Source organism: Halomonas sp. 3H, from assembly GCF_024206005.1.
In the GTDB taxonomy this organism is placed as follows: Bacteria; Pseudomonadota; Gammaproteobacteria; order Pseudomonadales; family Halomonadaceae; genus Halomonas; species Halomonas campaniensis.
In genome coordinates this window covers 2,906,517-2,920,964 of sequence record NZ_CP100360.1, presented here as the reverse complement: position 1 = coordinate 2,920,964, position 14,448 = coordinate 2,906,517, and the positions used below count along the sequence as shown (strand labels likewise).

Sequence of the window (14,448 nt, the reverse complement as noted above, 5' to 3'; positions counted from 1 at the left end):
AATGTCGCCGCAGGCGCCCCCGGCGGGGTTGCCTGCGGGACTCAACGCCGCCCAGGAGCCCTTCGGTCTCCCTTCGCCGGGCGGAGCCCAGCTCCTACAGGTCAGTGTTAGACCTCGGCTGATCGTAGCGATAATCTGTCAAGCACCAAAAAAGCGCCCCGCCCGGTCCGTCCGGGCGGGGCGCTTGTCATGATGGCCCGGTCATGCCGCTCAGGGTGCCTCGCCGCCCATGGCCTCGATCATGCGCTCGCGGCTCGGCACGCCCTGGATACGCTCCAGGCTGTCGCCGTCGCGGTAGAGGGTGGTCGGGGTAGCCATCAGCCCGAGCTCCTCGAAGAGCTGGTTGTTGGCATAGACCTGCTCCTCGATCTCGCGGGACTGGGCGGTGGGCTCGACCTCCTCGCCGCCGCCGCTGTGGGCGTGCAGGGCAGCGGCGGGGTCGTCGGCGGCGAGCAGGGTCGCCGCCTTGGCCGGGCTGTTGGAGGCCAGGATGCCGACCATGATATGGCGCAGCTGGACCTCGCCGGCCTCCACCCAGGGCCGCGCCTCCTCCCAGAACTGGCGGCAGTAGGGGCAGTTGGCATCGGTGAAGGTGTAGACCACCCGCTCGGCGTCGGGATCACCGTCGAGGATCCAGTGGCTTTCCTCGAGGGTCTCCCAGAGCTCGGCGTTCTGGGCGGCGCGGACGTGCTCGTCCAGGGCGGCCTTGGAAAGGTCGCGGCCCTCGGCATCCACCAGGGTGCCGACGATGGCGTGCTCGCCGTCCGGGGTCAGGTAGATGGCCACCTCGCCGCTCGGGTAGCTGGCGGCGTAGCCGGTGAGGCCCCCGGGGGCCTCGAACTCGGCGTGGATGCTGAGCCCCTGGTCGGTGAGGGCCTGGACGGGAGCCGGCCAGTGGTCATCGGCCTGGGCGGGGGCGGCCATGGCCAGGGCCAGGGCGCCGACGGGAAGCAGGGGAGAGGGCAGTCGCATGGTGAGGTCCTTTCTCATGATGGGGGCAATGAAACAGGCAGGGCTCGGCCGGGGCCTCAGCGCAGGCGCTCCAGCCCGCGCTGCAGGGTGGCCCGGGAGAGCTCGCCGAAGTGGGTGTCCACCAGGCGCCCCTCGGCGTCGTAGTAGAGGGTGGTCGGCATGGCCATGGCGCCGGTGGCATCGCCCAGGGCGTTGCGGGCATCCAGCAGCACGTTCTCCAGGGAGAGGGACTCGTGGTCGAGGAAACGGTTCACCAGGGCCACGTCCTCGCCCTGGTTGACGAAGACGAAGGTGATGTCCTGTTCCTCCCGCTGGGCCTGCTCGAAGACCGGCATCTCGCGGCGGCACGGCGGGCACCAGGTGGCCCACAGGTTGACCACCATGGGCCTGGCCTCCCGTTCGGCCAGCGCCGGCAGGTCGGTGGAGTCACCCTCGAGGGTGGCCAGCGGGGTGTCCGGCAGGGGCCGGCTCTGGCTCTCGAGCAGCAGCAGGGGGCCGGCGGTGAGCCCCCAGGTGAAGGCGCCGGCCAGCAGGGCGCCGGAGAGCGCCGTTCGCTGCCGCGGGGCCTTCCACAGCCGCCAGGCGGCGTAGCCGAGGCCTGCCACCACGCCGCCCAGCGGGTCGAAGCCGCCGTCGCGGATATCCAGCAGCGAGAGCAGCCCGTCGTAGCTGCCCCAGTAGCGGGCCACGAACAGCAGCCGGGCGCCCACCAGGGCGACCAGCAGCAGGGAGAAGAGGGTGTCGGCAACCGGGACGCGATGGCGGCGGCCGATCAGCGCACCGGCCATCAGGGCGACAACGAAGGCCAGCACGATCAGCAGCTGGCCGATCGAGAGCCCGAGCGGGCCGACCGCAACGCTCTGGTTCAGTGCATGCATGGGCAGATGGCTCCGGAGCAGGGTCGTAGGGGATGGCGCGGCTGCGCCAAGGGTCGCCGCCGAGAGTGGCAGCCGGAGATTAGCGCGGTATTATCGATGGCGCGCCATCGCCGCCCTGGGGCGTTATGCCGCAACGCGGTGGCGGCGGCCTCGCAGTAGGATAGCGAAGCGAGACCGGTCACCGTCTCGCGAGTGAAGCCAACAAGGAGTCTCCGCATGCCCGCCACCCCGCTGCACACCCTGCGCCTCGCCCTGGCCGGCCTGGCCATCAGCTTCGTCACCCCGAGCGTAATGGCTCAGTCGCTCAGCGTCGAAGAGGCCCAGGTGCGCGCCGTGCCGCCGGTCTCGACGACCAGCGCCGCCTTCATGGTCCTGCACAACGGCGGCGAGGCCGACCTGGCGGTGGTCGATGCCCGCTCGCCGGCCGCCCGGGTCACCGAGCTGCACAACCATGTCGACGTGGATGGCGTCATGCAGATGCGCCGCGTGGACGAGATCGGCGTGCCTGCCGGCGGCAGCACCGAGCTGGCCCCCGGCGGCCTGCATCTGATGCTGATCGACCTGGTCGCGCCGCTGCAGGAGGGCGAGGAGGTGGAGATCACCCTGGTGCTGGACAACGACCAGGACCTGACCCTGTCGGCGCCGGTGCGGCGCATCGAGGTGATGGGGGGTGGCATGCCAGGGAAGGATGGCGGCCATGGCGGCGGCCACTCGGGCCACTGACCACCGCTGGGCGGGGGCGGTCCCAGCCGTTACAATATGGCAACGCCACCTCCCCCCGTCCCGGAACCCAGCGATGCACTGTCCCTTCTGCGGTACCCATGACACCAAGGTCACCGACTCGCGGCTGGTCGCCGAGGGCGACCAGGTCCGTCGTCGCCGGCAGTGCGTGGCCTGCGGCGAACGCTTCACCACCTACGAGACCGCCGAGCTGGTGATGCCACGGGTGATCAAGGGCGACGGCTCCCGCGAATCCTTCGACGAGCAGAAGCTGCGTGCCGGCATGCTGCGGGCGCTGGAGAAGCGGCCGGTCAGCGCCGAGTCCATCGAGGCGGCGGTGCAGCGCATCCGCCAGACCCTGCGGGCCCGGGGCGAGCGGGAGATCCACGCCCGCGACATCGGCGAGGAGGTGATGCACGCCCTCAAGCGCCTGGACCAGGTGGCCTACATCCGCTTCGCCTCGGTCTATCGCCGCTTCCAGGACATCGACGAGTTCCGCGCCGAGATCGACCGCCTGGCCCAGGAGCCAAGCTTTCGACCCGACGAGCCGCGGGACTGACCCTCCCCCAACGTCGAGGAGCCCCATGGTCGAGCAGACCCCCGAAGCCTGGATGGCCCGGGCCCTGGTGCTGGCCCGCCGCGGCCTCTACACCACCGATCCCAATCCTCGCGTCGGCTGCGTGCTGGTCAAGGACGCACAGCCGGTCGGCGAAGGCTTCCACGCGCGTGCCGGCGAGCCCCATGCCGAGGTCCACGCCCTGCGCCAGGCCGGCGAGGCCGCCCGTGGCGCCACCGCCTACGTGACCCTGGAGCCCTGCTCCCATCACGGCCGAACCGGCCCCTGCGCCCTGGCGCTGGTCGAGGCCCGGGTGGCGAAAGTGGTGGTGGCCATGGCCGACCCCAACCCGGCGGTGGCCGGCCGGGGCATCGCCCTGCTGCGCGAGGCGGGGATCGAGGTGGAGGTGGGGCTGCTGGAAGATCAGGCCAGGGCGCTGAACCCCGGCTTCATCATGCGCATGGACCACGGTCGTCCCTTCGTGCGGCTGAAGATGGCCATGAGCCTCGATGGCCGCACCGCCATGCGCTCCGGCGAGTCCCAGTGGATCACCGGCCCCCAGGCGCGCCGCGAGGTGCAGCGTCTTCGCGCCCGTTCCAGCGTCGTGCTGACCGGCGTGGAGTCGGTGATCTTCGACAACTCCCGCCTCACCGTGCGCGCCGACCAGGCCGAGCTCGAGGACGTCGAGCTGATCGCCGGCCGCCAGCCGCTGCGCGTGGTGGTGGACAGCCGGCTGCGCCTGCCCGAGGCCGCGGCCTGCCTGACCGAGCCCGGCCGTACCCTGGTGGCCACGGTCGAGGGGCACGAGGCCGAGCGGCGCGCCCGGCTCGAGGCCGCCGGCGCCGAGGTGGTCGTGCTGCCCGCCGATGCCGCCGGCCGGGTCGACCTCCACGCCCTGCTGCGCTACCTGGCCGACGTGGAGCAGGCCAACGAGGTATTGCTGGAGACCGGGGCCACCCTGGCCGGGGCCATGCTCGACGCGGGGCTGGTGGACGAGATGCAGCTGTTCGTGGCGCCCACCCTGCTGGGCGGCGAGGCCCGGCCGCTGTTCCAGCTCGCCGGCATCGAGACCATGGCCCATCAGCGCGGCCTCGAGATCCTCGATATTCGCGCCGTGGGCCGCGACTGGCGCATCACCGCCCGGCCCGAGCGCCGCACGCTGAATAGTGAGGGGCGCCGGGGACAGGCCGAAGAGGAGGTCCTACGCCATAGACGGCGTCGGTAGCGCCCATGGATGGGTTCACAGCGCCTCCTCATAGGCCTGTCGCCGGAACAGCCCCTAGAACGCATCTTGGAGCCCGACGCCGCGCCACGGCTCTTTACTGGCGCCCGACGCCGCGCCACGGCTCTTTACTGGCGCCCGACGCCGCGCCACGGTACTCTGACGCCGTTTCGAGGCGAGGCGACGCCTGTGGACGACGCGACCGTCGCCGCTGGCCGACGCCCGCCACGCTGAATTTCTGGAGATCTCATGGTGAACGCAACTGCCGGCGGCCTGGCCCCCATCGAGGAGCTGATCGAGGACATCCGCCAGGGCAAGATGGTGATCCTCATGGACGATGAGGACCGCGAGAACGAGGGCGACCTGATCATGGCCGCCGAGAAGGTGCAGGCCGAGCACATCAACTTCATGGCCCGCCACGGGCGCGGGCTGATCTGCCTGCCCATGACCCGCGAGCGCTGCGAGCGCCTCAACCTGCCGCTGATGGTCACCGACAACGGCTCGGGTTTCGCCACCAAGTTCACCGTCTCCATCGAGGCCGCCGACGGCGTGACCACCGGCATCTCCGCCGCCGACCGGGCCCGCACCGTGCAGGCCGCGGCGGCCCGGGACGCCCGGGCCGAGGACATCGTCCAGCCGGGGCATATCTTCCCGCTGATGGCCGAGCCCGGCGGCGTGCTGCGCCGGGCGGGTCACACCGAGGCCTCCTGTGACCTGGCGGCGCTGGCCGGTTTCGAGCCCAGCGGCGTCATCTGCGAGATCATGAACGACGACGGCAGCATGGCGCGTCGCCCGGAGCTCGAGCGCTTCGCCGCCGAGCACGGCCTGAAGATGGGCACCATCGCCGACCTGATCCACTACCGCATCCACAACGAGCAGACCGTGGAGCACGTGGAGGCCACCCCGGTCCAGACCGCCTTCGGCGAGCTGACCCTGCACGTGTTCCGCGACAGCATCCAGGGCGCCCACCACCTGGCGCTGGTCAAGGGGCGCCCCAGCCCCGAGACCCCGACCACGGTGCGCGTGCACCTGGCCGACGCGATGCGCGACCTGCTCAGCCTGCAGAAGGGCGACAGCGCCCAGTGGAACGCCCACCGGGCCATCGCCGAGGTGGCCCGCAGCGAACGCGGCGTCTTCGTGCTGCTCGACGACGGCCGCCCCCGTCAGGACCTGCGTGACTACCTCGATACCTTCCTGGAGCGCCGGCGGGCGCCGCGCAACAGCGCCTCCGACGGGGCCGGCAACTACCTGACCATCGGCACCGGTTCGCAGATCCTGCGCCACCTCAACGTCAGCAAGATGCGCCTGCTCAGCTCCCCCTGGAAGTTCTCGGCCCTCTCCGGGTTCGACCTGGAAGTGGTCGAGCGCCTGAGCCCCGAGGATGTCGCCTCGGCAGACGCTGCCGAGGCCGAGCACCGCGTCGACTGACGCCGACCCCGATCACCAAGCGGGTGCGGCCCCCGGGTCGTGCCCCCGCATCATCAGGAAGACAGACATGGAACCCATTTCTCAAGTGGAAGGCAGCTTCGTCGATGTGGACGGCCGCTACATCATCGTGGTGGGCCGCTTCAACCACCACGTGGTCGACAGCCTGGTGGAAGGCGCCGTCGACAGCCTGGTGCGCCACGGCGTGGCCGCCGAGCACATCGACATCGTCCATGTGCCGGGTGCCTGGGAGCTGCCGCTGGCGGTCAAGAAGGTGCTCAAGGCGGCGCGGCCCGACGCGGTGATCGCGCTGGGCGCGGTGATCCGCGGCGGCACGCCCCACTTCGAGTACGTGGCCGGCGGCTGCAATGCGGCCCTGGGCAACCTGCAGCTGGAGTTCGAGACCCCCATCGCCAACGGCGTGCTGACCGTCAACTCCATCGAGCAGGCCATCGAGCGCGCCGGCACCAAGGCCGGCAACAAGGGCGCCGAGGCGGCCATGGCCGCCATGGAGATGGTCTCGCTGCTGCGCTGCTTCGGCGACGACGAGGAGGAAGAGGCATGAGCCGCGAGCGCTCCCGCGAGCCCTCGAAGGCCCAGCTTTCCCGGCGTGCCGCCCGCGAGCTGGCGGTGCAGGGGCTCTACCAGTGGCAGATGACCGGTAAGTCGATCACCGCGGTGGAGGCGGAGTTCCGCAGCCAGCTGGCCGATGACGACCTCGAGGACCACGAGAACTGGCACAAGGTCATGGAGATCGCCGACCTGGCGCTCTTCCATGAGCTGCTGCACAACGTGGCGCGCTTCAAGGCCGACCTCGACGCCTCCATCGCGCCGCTGCTGGACCGTCGCCTCGACGACCTCGACCCCATCGAGCTCTCCATCCTGCGGCTGGGGGCCTACGAGCTCTCGCGGCGCCTGGAGGTGCCCTATCGGGTGGTGATCAACGAGGGGGTCGAGCTCGCCAAGTCCTTCGGTGCCACCGACGGCCACAAGTACGTCAACGGCATCCTCGACAAGCTCGCCGGCCGGCTGCGCAGCGCCGAGGTTGCCGCCCGCCGCCGCTGAAGGTTGCCACCGGATGCACAGCGAATTCGAACTGATTGCCCGCTACTTCACCCCCCCGCCGCCCGGTGGCGATGCCGGCGTGGCGCTGGGGGTAGGGGACGACTGCACGCTGCTGGCCCCCGCCCCGGGATGCCGGCTGGCGGTCAGCGTCGACACCTCGGTGGCCGGCGTCCACTATCCCGCGGATGCCCCCGCCGAGGCGGTCGGCCACCGGGCCCTGGCGGTGAGCCTCTCCGACCTGGCCGCCATGGGCGCCCGAGCCCGCTGGTGCCTGATGGCCCTGACCCTGGCGTCGGCGGACGACGACTGGCTGGAGGGCTTCTCCCGCGGCTTCCGGGCGCTGTGCGACGCCACCGGCACCGCCCTGGTGGGCGGTGACGTGACCCGGGGTGCGACTACCATCGGGGTGACCGTGATGGGCGAGGTGGCACCGGAGGCGGCGCTGACCCGCGGCGGCGGGCGCCCCGGCGACCTGCTCGCGGTGACCGGGGCGCTGGGCGGTGGCGCCGGCGGCCTGGCGCTCTGGCAGCGCGGCGAGCGCGACCCGTGCCATCCGCTGCTGGCCCGCTACCTGCGGCCCCAGCCGCGCCTGGCCGCCGGCGAGGCGCTGGTGGGGCTGGCCAGCGCCGCGATCGATGTCTCCGACGGCCTGTTGGCCGACCTGGGCCACGTGCTGGAGCGCTCCGGCGTCGGCGCCACCCTCGCCCCCGAGGCGCTGCCGCTGGCCGAGGGGCTGGTCGCAGCGCTGGGCGAGGCCGGGGCCCGGCGGGCGGCGCTCTCCGGCGGCGACGACTACGAGCTGCTGGTGAGCCTCCCGGCCGAGCATCTCGCCGAGGCCCGGGCGCGGCTGGCCAGGATCGGCCTGCCACTCACCGTGATCGGCCGGCTCGAGGCCGAGCCCGGCCTGCGGGGCGTCGAGGCCCGTGGGGAGGGTGGCTGGCAGCACTTCTCGGCCGAGCCCGCGGCGGGCGAGGGGGGCGGCGCATGAACCGTGCCCCCGCCAGCATCTGGCACCGCCCGACCCATTTCCTGGCCTTTGGCCTGGGCAGTGGCGCCGCGCCCTGGGCGCCGGGCACCTTCGGTACCCTGGCCGCCATTCCCTTCTACTGGCTGCTCTCCGACCTCCCCCTGGACTGGTACCTGGGGGTGATCGTGGTGGCCTTCGTCTGGGGGGTCTGGATCTGCGAGAAGACCTCCCGCGACCTCGGGGTGCACGACCACTCGGGCATCGTCTGGGACGAGTTCGTCGGCTACTGGATCACCATGGCCGCGGTGCCCTTCTCCTGGGAGGCGGCGCTGTGGGGCTTCGTCGTCTTCCGGGTGTTCGACGTCATCAAGCCCTGGCCGATCCGCTGGATGGACCGGCGCGTCGCCGGGGGCTTCGGCATCATGATCGACGACGTGATGGCGGGCATCTACGCCTGGAGCATCATGCACATCTGGTTCTGGCTACACTGAGGGGCCGGCGGCTCCGCCGGCGCCGTCACCCGGGCTCGTCACAGGGAGGGGAGCCGCCATGCGCAAGGAACGTCTGATCGCCCCGGTGGTGGTAGGACTGGCGGTGATCTGGGCGGTGGCCCAGCTGGTCGCCTCGCTGCTCTTCGAGCGCGAGCTGGCGCGCGCCCTGGGCGACCTCGAGGCCCGCGGCGAGCTGGTGGTCGAGCGCAGCGAGGTCGAGCAGGGCTGGCTGGCCTCCTCGGGGACCATCCGCATGTCGCCGCTGCTGGGCGACGGCTGGCAGCTCGAGCTCTCCTACGAGGCGCGCCACGGCGTCTTCAGCACCCGCGTCTCGGGGGAAGCGATGCCCCTCGCGGGCCCCCGGCAGGTGCGGCTGTTCGGCGACTGGCTGCCCTCCAGCCCGCCACGCTGGCATGCCAGCTACCAGACCCTCGGCGGGACCCTGGAAGGCAGCATCCAGCTCGCCCCCTTCATCGCCAGCCAGGGGCCCCGGGAGCTCGACTTCCGCGGCGGCCAGCTCACCTTCGGCGGCCAGTACGGCGACTGGCGGCTGCGGGTTCGCCTGCAGCCCTGGCGCCTCACCGACGGCGTGGCCACCCTGGAGTCGGGCCCCATCGCCCTGGAGAGCCGCTACGCCTATACCGCCGGAGCCCACCACTTCACCCAGCATGACCTGCTGCGCATCGACCGGCTCACCTGGCAGCAGCCCAACCTGGCGCTGGAGGCCAGCGAGCTGCTCTATCGCAGCCTGATGCAGCTCGATGACCGCGAGCTGAGCATCGACGGCGAGCTGACCCTGACCGAGGTCCAGGCGGCCGAGCAGGTGCTGCTGACCGGCCGGGTGGCCCTGGCGCTGTCGCGGATCAATGCCGACGCCGTGCGCGAGGCGCTGGCGCGGCTGCGCGACGAGGCGGCCAAGGGACAGCCCCTGGAGGGACGCGAACTGCTGGCGCGCCTGGAGCCGGAGCTGATCGCCACCCTGCAGGACTCCCCTCGGCTTGACGTCCCGGTGGTCGACCTGGAGAGCCCCATGCTGGGCCTGAAGGCCCGCGGCGAGGGGGCGCTGTTCTTCGACCCCCGGCGCCTCGACGAGCTGAGCCTCGCCCGCCTGGACGAGAAGGCGCAGCAGGCCCGCTGGCTGTCCCGCCTGGACGGCGACTTCACCTGGCACGACGTGCCGACGGTGGTGGCGCTGTGGCTGGGTCTGCCGCTGGACACCCGGGAGCTCGAGATCGACGTGATCCGCGGCCGGGTGCGCGTCAACGGCCGCCCGCTGCCGCCCCTCTGGCGATAAACCGCAGCGATGAGCGGCGGCGATGAGCCGGGGCGGTGATCGGAGGCGCCGGCCCGGCCCTGCGACTTGAAGTTGGTCACCTTCGCCCGCATTCCTGAACCCAACGGCATGAGCCATCACAGGATCAGGACGAGACCCCATGAGCGATGACCAGGATCGCCGCCACGACCCGGACGCACCGGAGTGGCTGCACGATGACCGCGACCCGTCCCATGACGAGGACGAGGCCTTCGACCTCGACGACGCCCCCGACCAGCCGCATCACGCCATGGTGCCGGCCGGCGACACGCTGCCCGAGCGCATCTACCTGCTGCCGATCCACAATCGCCCCTTCTTCCCCGCCCAGGTGCAGCCGCTGGTGATCAACCGCGAGCGCTGGGCCGAGACCATGCGCCGGGTGGGCAAGACCCCGCACCACACCGTGGGCCTGGCCTTCGTCGGCGAGGCCGCCGTGGAGGGGCTGGCCCACGACGACTTCCCCGAGATCGGCACCGCGGTCAAGGTGCACAAGCTGCAGGGCGAGGACAGCCAGATCCAGTTCATCGCCCAGGGGCTCAAGCGCTTCCGCATCCAGCGCTGGATCTCCCGGGAGCCGCCCTACCTGGTGGAGGTGAGCTACCCCCGCGAGCCGGTGGACGCCGAGGCCGACGAGGCGCGTGCCTATGCCATGTCGCTGATCAACGGCATCAAGGAGCTGCTGCCGATCAACCCGCTCTACGGCGAGGAACTCAAGCACTACCTCAACCGCTTCAGCCCCCACGAGCCGGGCCCGCTCACCGACTTCGCCGCGGCCATCACCTCGGCCAAGGGGCACGAGCTGCAGGACGTGCTGGCCACCCTGCCGGTGCTCTCGCGCATGCAGAAGGTGCTGCCGCTGCTGCGCAAGGAGATCGAGGTCGCCCAGCTGCAGAGCGAGATCAGCGACCAGGTCAACGCCCAGATGCAGGAGCGCCAGCGCGAGTTCTTCCTGCGCGAGCAGCTCAAGGTGATCCAGCGCGAGCTGGGCATCTCCAAGGACGATCGCGAGAACGACGTCGATACCTTCCGCGACCGCCTGGAGGGGCTGGTCGTTCCGCCCCGGGTGCTGACCCGCATCGAGGAGGAGCTCGACAAGCTCTCGGTGCTCGAGACCGGCTCGCCGGAGTATGGCACCACCCGCAACTACCTCGACTGGCTGACCAGCCTCCCCTGGGGCGTGCGCAGCCAGGACCAGCTCGACCTGGCCCATGCCCGCCAGGTGCTCGACCGCGACCACGACGGCCTGGCCGACGTGAAGGAGCGCATCATCGAGTTTCTCGCCGAGGGCACCTTCAAGGGCGACGTGGGCGGCTCCATCCTGCTGCTGGTGGGCCCGCCCGGGGTGGGCAAGACCTCCGTGGGCCGCTCCATCGCCGAGGCGCTCGGTCGCGAGTTCTACCGCTTCTCGGTGGGCGGCATGCGCGACGAGGCAGAGATCAAGGGCCACCGGCGCACCTATATCGGTGCCATGCCCGGCAAGCTGGTGCAGGCGCTCAAGGAGGTCGAGGTCGAGAACCCGGTGATCATGCTCGACGAGATCGACAAGCTCGGCCAGTCCTTCCAGGGTGACCCGGCCTCGGCGCTGCTCGAGGTGCTCGACCCGGAGCAGAACGTCGACTTCCTCGACCACTACCTGGACGTGCGCCTGGATCTCTCCAAGGTGCTGTTCGTCTGCACCGCCAACACCCTCGACTCGATCCCGGGGCCGCTGCTCGACCGCATGGAGCAGATTCGCCTCTCCGGCTACATCGCCGAGGAGAAGCTGGCCATCGCCAGGAACCACCTGTGGCCCAAGCTACTCAAGCGCGACAACATCCCGAAGAAGCGCATCAACCTCACCGAGGCCGCGCTGCGTCAGGTGATCGAGGGCTATGCCCGGGAGGCGGGGGTGCGCCAGCTCGAGAAGCAGCTCCACCGCATCGTGCGCAAGGCGGCGGTCCGGCTGCTGGAGCACGACCAGCAGTCGGTGAAGGTCTCGGTGAAGAACCTGGAGCAGTTCCTGGGCGCACCGATCTTCCGCAAGGAGCAGGTGCTCGAGGGGGAGGGCGTGGTCACCGGACTGGCGTGGACCGCCATGGGCGGGGCCACCCTGCCCATCGAGGCGGGCAAGGTGCACTCGCTGACCCGCGGTTTCAAGCTCACCGGCAAGCTCGGCGAGGTGATGCAGGAGTCGGCCAACATCGCCTACAGCTACGTGCTGGGCCACCTGGCCGAGTACGGCGCCGACGCCGACTTCTTCGACTCCGCCTTCGTGCACCTGCACGTGCCGGAGGGCGCCACGCCCAAGGACGGCCCCTCGGCGGGGGTCACCATGACCACCGCGCTGCTCTCGCTGGCCCGCCACCAGGCCGTCGACCGGCCGATGGCGATGACCGGCGAGCTGACCCTCACCGGCCACGTGCTGCCGGTGGGCGGCATCCGCGAGAAGGTGATCGCCGCCCGGCGCAGCGATATCTTCGAGGTGATCCTGCCCGACGCCAATCGCCGCGACTACGACGAACTGCCCGACCACCTCAGGGAGGGCATGACGGTGCACTTCGCCAAGCGCTACAGGGACGTGGCCCGGGTGGTGTTCGGTTAGGCCCTTCGGGCAGCGCCCAGCTCCAAGCGCCTAGCGCCCAGCAGCCCCTCGGGCAGCGCCCAGCTGCAAGCGCCTAGCGCCCAGCCGTTCAGTGACGGGCGGCTGGTGCCGAGTAGAGACACTTGACGGCAGCATGGCTGGCGGCATCATCCTGCGGCGCTCGGCGCTCGGCGCTCGGCGCTCGGCGCTCGGCGCTCGGCGCTCGGCGCTCGGCGCTCGGCGCTCGGCGCTCGGCGCTCGGCGCTCGGCGCTCGGCGCTCGGCGCTCGGCATCTGGCCAGGCCGCGCCGCGCATGCCAGAATCCTGCGGTTGACTGGACACAGGACTGCCCGCGCGACAGGGCGGCCGAGAAAAGAAGAGGACACCATGCCCGAGTATCGTTCCCGCACCACCACCGCCGGCCGCAACATGGCCGGCGCCCGCGCCCTGTGGCGCGCCACCGGCATGAAGGACGAGGACTTCCACAAGCCCATCATCGCCGTGGCCAACTCCTTCACCCAGTTCGTGCCGGGCCACGTCCACCTGAAGGACATGGGGCAGCTGGTGGCCCGCGAGATCGAGAAGGCCGGCGGCGTGGCCAAGGAGTTCAACACCATCGCCGTGGACGACGGCATCGCCATGGGCCACGACGGCATGCTCTACTCGCTGCCCAGCCGCGACCTGATCGCCGACAGCGTCGAGTACATGGTCAACGCCCACTGCGCCGATGCCCTGGTCTGCATCTCCAACTGCGACAAGATCACCCCGGGGATGCTCAACGCCGCCATGCGCCTGAACATCCCGGTGATCTTCGTCTCCGGCGGCCCCATGGAGGCCGGCAAGACCAAGCTGCTCGACCACAACATCGACCTGATCGATGCCATGATCTACGCCGCCGACGACCAGTACAGCGACGAGCAGATCGAGGAGATCGAGCGCAGCGCCTGCCCCACCTGCGGCAGCTGCTCCGGCATGTTCACCGCCAACTCCATGAACTGCCTGATGGAGGCGCTTGGCCTGGCGCTGCCCGGCAACGGCACCGTGCTGGCCACCCACGCCGATCGCCGCCGGCTGTTCGAGGAGGCGGGGAGCCGCATCGTCGAGCTGGCCAAGCGCGTCTACGAGGGCGACGAGGCGCACCTGCTGCCCCGGGCCATCGGGTCGAAGGCGGCCTTCCGCAACGCCATGACCCTGGACATCGCCATGGGCGGCTCCACCAACACCATCCTGCACCTGCTGGCCGCCGCCCAGGAGGCCGAGGTGGACTTCACCATGGCCGACATCGACCGGCTCTCCCGGGAGGTGCCGCAGCTCTGCAAGCTGGCGCCCAACACCCAGCAGTACCATATCGAGGACTGCCACCGTGCCGGCGGCATCATGGCGATCCTCGGCGAGCTCGACCGCGCCGGGGTGCTGGATACCCGCGTGCCCACCGTCTATGGCGATACCCTCAAGGATGCCCTGGACGCGTGGGACATCATGCGCAACCCCAGCGCCGAGGTGGTGGAGTTCTACAAGGCCGGCCCCGGCGGCATTCCCACCCAGACCGCCTTCTCCCAGGCCGCGCGCTGGCCGAGCCTCGACGGCGACCGCGCCAACGGCTGCATCCGCGACCTCGAGCACGCCTTCTCCCGCGAGGGGGGCCTGGCCGTGCTGTTCGGCAACATCGCCAAGGACGGTTGCGTGGTGAAGACCGCCGGGGTCGACGAGTCGATCCTGGTCTTCGAGGGGCCGGCCCACGTGGTCGAGTCCCAGGACCAGGCGGTGGAGCACGTGCTGGGCGGGCTGGTGAAGCCCGGCGAGGTGGTGGTGGTGCGCTACGAGGGCCCCCGCGGCGGCCCGGGCATGCAGGAGATGCTCTACCCGACCTCCTATCTCAAGTCCAAGGGGCTCGGCAAGGTGTGCGCACTGATGACCGACGGGCGCTTCTCCGGCGGCAGCTCCGGCCTCTCCATCGGCCATGTCTCCCCGGAGGCCGCCGCCGGCGGCGCCATCGGCCTGATCGAGAGCGGCGACATCATCCAGATCGATATCCCCAATCGGTCGATCAACGTCAGGCTGACCGACGCCGAGCTGGCCACCCGCCGCGAGGCCGAGGAGGCCAAGGGCGCTGCCGCCTGGAAGCCCAGTATCCAGCGCGACCGCAAGGTCTCCGCGGCGCTCAAGGCCTACGCCATGCTCGCCACCTCCGCCGACAAGGGCGCGGTGCGCGACCTCTCGAAGCTCGACTGAGCGACCTTCCTGCCCCGGCCTCGTGCCGGGGCATCCACCTGCAGGAAA

Annotated in this window: 13 protein-coding genes; 11 read left to right on the top strand and 2 right to left on the bottom strand. The window is 70.9% G+C overall.

Annotation, left to right across the window (positions count from 1 at the left end; all coding sequences use genetic code 11):
- Positions 1 to 210: 210 nt before the first annotated feature.
- A complete protein-coding gene (gene dsbG / locus NFC98_RS13525) occupies positions 211 to 924 on the bottom strand; it encodes a thiol:disulfide interchange protein DsbG (RefSeq protein WP_254277848.1) in 714 nt (237 codons plus the stop codon).
- A 104-nt stretch (positions 925 to 1,028) separates the two neighbouring features.
- Positions 1,029 to 1,850: a TlpA disulfide reductase family protein gene (locus tag NFC98_RS13520; protein WP_254275447.1), complete on the bottom strand. Its 822-nt coding sequence runs from the start codon at positions 1,848 to 1,850 to the stop codon at positions 1,029 to 1,031.
- A gap of 216 nt (positions 1,851 to 2,066) precedes the next feature.
- Here NFC98_RS13520 and NFC98_RS13515 point away from each other — a divergent pair, with 216 nt between their 5' ends.
- The 11 genes from NFC98_RS13515 to ilvD all read left to right on the top strand — a co-directional run bounded on the left by NFC98_RS13515 (position 2,067) and on the right by ilvD (position 14,400).
- The gene (locus NFC98_RS13515) at positions 2,067 to 2,573 is read left to right on the top strand and encodes a copper chaperone PCu(A)C (protein WP_254275446.1); all 507 of its coding nucleotides are present in this window, start codon (positions 2,067 to 2,069) and stop codon (positions 2,571 to 2,573) included.
- A gap of 73 nt (positions 2,574 to 2,646) precedes the next feature.
- Complete coding sequence (gene nrdR / locus NFC98_RS13510; protein ID WP_183333900.1) at positions 2,647 to 3,129, top strand: transcriptional regulator NrdR; 483 nt, start codon at positions 2,647 to 2,649, stop codon at positions 3,127 to 3,129.
- 25 nt (positions 3,130 to 3,154) lie between these two features.
- A complete protein-coding gene (ribD, locus tag NFC98_RS13505; protein ID WP_254275445.1) occupies positions 3,155 to 4,351 on the top strand; it encodes a bifunctional diaminohydroxyphosphoribosylaminopyrimidine deaminase/5-amino-6-(5-phosphoribosylamino)uracil reductase RibD in 1,197 nt (398 codons plus the stop codon).
- Positions 4,352 to 4,597: 246 nt separating this feature from the next.
- Complete coding sequence (ribBA, locus tag NFC98_RS13500; protein ID WP_183333904.1) at positions 4,598 to 5,776, top strand: bifunctional 3,4-dihydroxy-2-butanone-4-phosphate synthase/GTP cyclohydrolase II; 1,179 nt, start codon at positions 4,598 to 4,600, stop codon at positions 5,774 to 5,776.
- A 67-nt stretch (positions 5,777 to 5,843) separates the two neighbouring features.
- Positions 5,844 to 6,338, top strand: coding sequence for a 6,7-dimethyl-8-ribityllumazine synthase (ribE, locus tag NFC98_RS13495; RefSeq protein WP_254275444.1), 495 nt, complete (start codon positions 5,844 to 5,846; stop codon positions 6,336 to 6,338).
- Positions 6,335 to 6,838 (top strand): transcription antitermination factor NusB, encoded by a 504-nt coding sequence (gene nusB, locus NFC98_RS13490; protein WP_183333908.1) that lies wholly within the window; start codon positions 6,335 to 6,337, stop codon positions 6,836 to 6,838. The genes ribE and nusB overlap by 4 nt, the downstream gene beginning before the upstream one ends.
- A gap of 13 nt (positions 6,839 to 6,851) precedes the next feature.
- A complete protein-coding gene (thiL, locus tag NFC98_RS13485; protein ID WP_254275443.1) occupies positions 6,852 to 7,826 on the top strand; it encodes a thiamine-phosphate kinase in 975 nt (324 codons plus the stop codon).
- Entirely contained in the window at positions 7,823 to 8,296 is a 474-nt protein-coding gene (locus NFC98_RS13480; RefSeq protein WP_254275442.1) for a phosphatidylglycerophosphatase A, read from the top strand. The genes thiL and NFC98_RS13480 overlap by 4 nt, the downstream gene beginning before the upstream one ends.
- A gap of 58 nt (positions 8,297 to 8,354) precedes the next feature.
- Positions 8,355 to 9,590, top strand: a complete 1,236-nt coding sequence (locus NFC98_RS13475) for a DUF945 family protein (RefSeq protein WP_254275441.1) — start codon at positions 8,355 to 8,357, stop codon at positions 9,588 to 9,590.
- Positions 9,591 to 9,729: 139 nt separating this feature from the next.
- Entirely contained in the window at positions 9,730 to 12,189 is a 2,460-nt protein-coding gene (gene lon / locus NFC98_RS13470; RefSeq protein WP_254275440.1) for an endopeptidase La, read from the top strand.
- A 366-nt stretch (positions 12,190 to 12,555) separates the two neighbouring features.
- Positions 12,556 to 14,400, top strand: a complete 1,845-nt coding sequence (gene ilvD / locus NFC98_RS13465) for a dihydroxy-acid dehydratase (RefSeq protein WP_254275439.1) — start codon at positions 12,556 to 12,558, stop codon at positions 14,398 to 14,400.
- Positions 14,401 to 14,448 lie beyond the last annotated feature (48 nt).

Bases quoted from the DNA above. Each gene is read 5' to 3' on its own strand.
- dsbG (WP_254277848.1), bottom strand. From the start codon at position 924: ATGGCCGCCCCCGCCCAGGCCGATGACCACTGGCCGGCTCCCGTCCAG.
- NFC98_RS13520 (WP_254275447.1), bottom strand. From the start codon at position 1,850: ATGCATGCACTGAACCAGAGCGTTGCGGTCGGCCCGCTCGGGCTCTCG.
- NFC98_RS13515 (WP_254275446.1), top strand. From the start codon at position 2,067: ATGCCCGCCACCCCGCTGCACACCCTGCGCCTCGCCCTGGCCGGCCTG.
- nrdR (WP_183333900.1), top strand. From the start codon at position 2,647: ATGCACTGTCCCTTCTGCGGTACCCATGACACCAAGGTCACCGACTCG.
- ribD (WP_254275445.1), top strand. From the start codon at position 3,155: ATGGTCGAGCAGACCCCCGAAGCCTGGATGGCCCGGGCCCTGGTGCTG.
- ribBA (WP_183333904.1), top strand. From the start codon at position 4,598: ATGGTGAACGCAACTGCCGGCGGCCTGGCCCCCATCGAGGAGCTGATC.
- ribE (WP_254275444.1), top strand. From the start codon at position 5,844: ATGGAACCCATTTCTCAAGTGGAAGGCAGCTTCGTCGATGTGGACGGC.
- nusB (WP_183333908.1), top strand. From the start codon at position 6,335: ATGAGCCGCGAGCGCTCCCGCGAGCCCTCGAAGGCCCAGCTTTCCCGG.
- thiL (WP_254275443.1), top strand. From the start codon at position 6,852: ATGCACAGCGAATTCGAACTGATTGCCCGCTACTTCACCCCCCCGCCG.
- NFC98_RS13480 (WP_254275442.1), top strand. From the start codon at position 7,823: ATGAACCGTGCCCCCGCCAGCATCTGGCACCGCCCGACCCATTTCCTG.
- NFC98_RS13475 (WP_254275441.1), top strand. From the start codon at position 8,355: ATGCGCAAGGAACGTCTGATCGCCCCGGTGGTGGTAGGACTGGCGGTG.
- lon (WP_254275440.1), top strand. From the start codon at position 9,730: ATGAGCGATGACCAGGATCGCCGCCACGACCCGGACGCACCGGAGTGG.
- ilvD (WP_254275439.1), top strand. From the start codon at position 12,556: ATGCCCGAGTATCGTTCCCGCACCACCACCGCCGGCCGCAACATGGCC.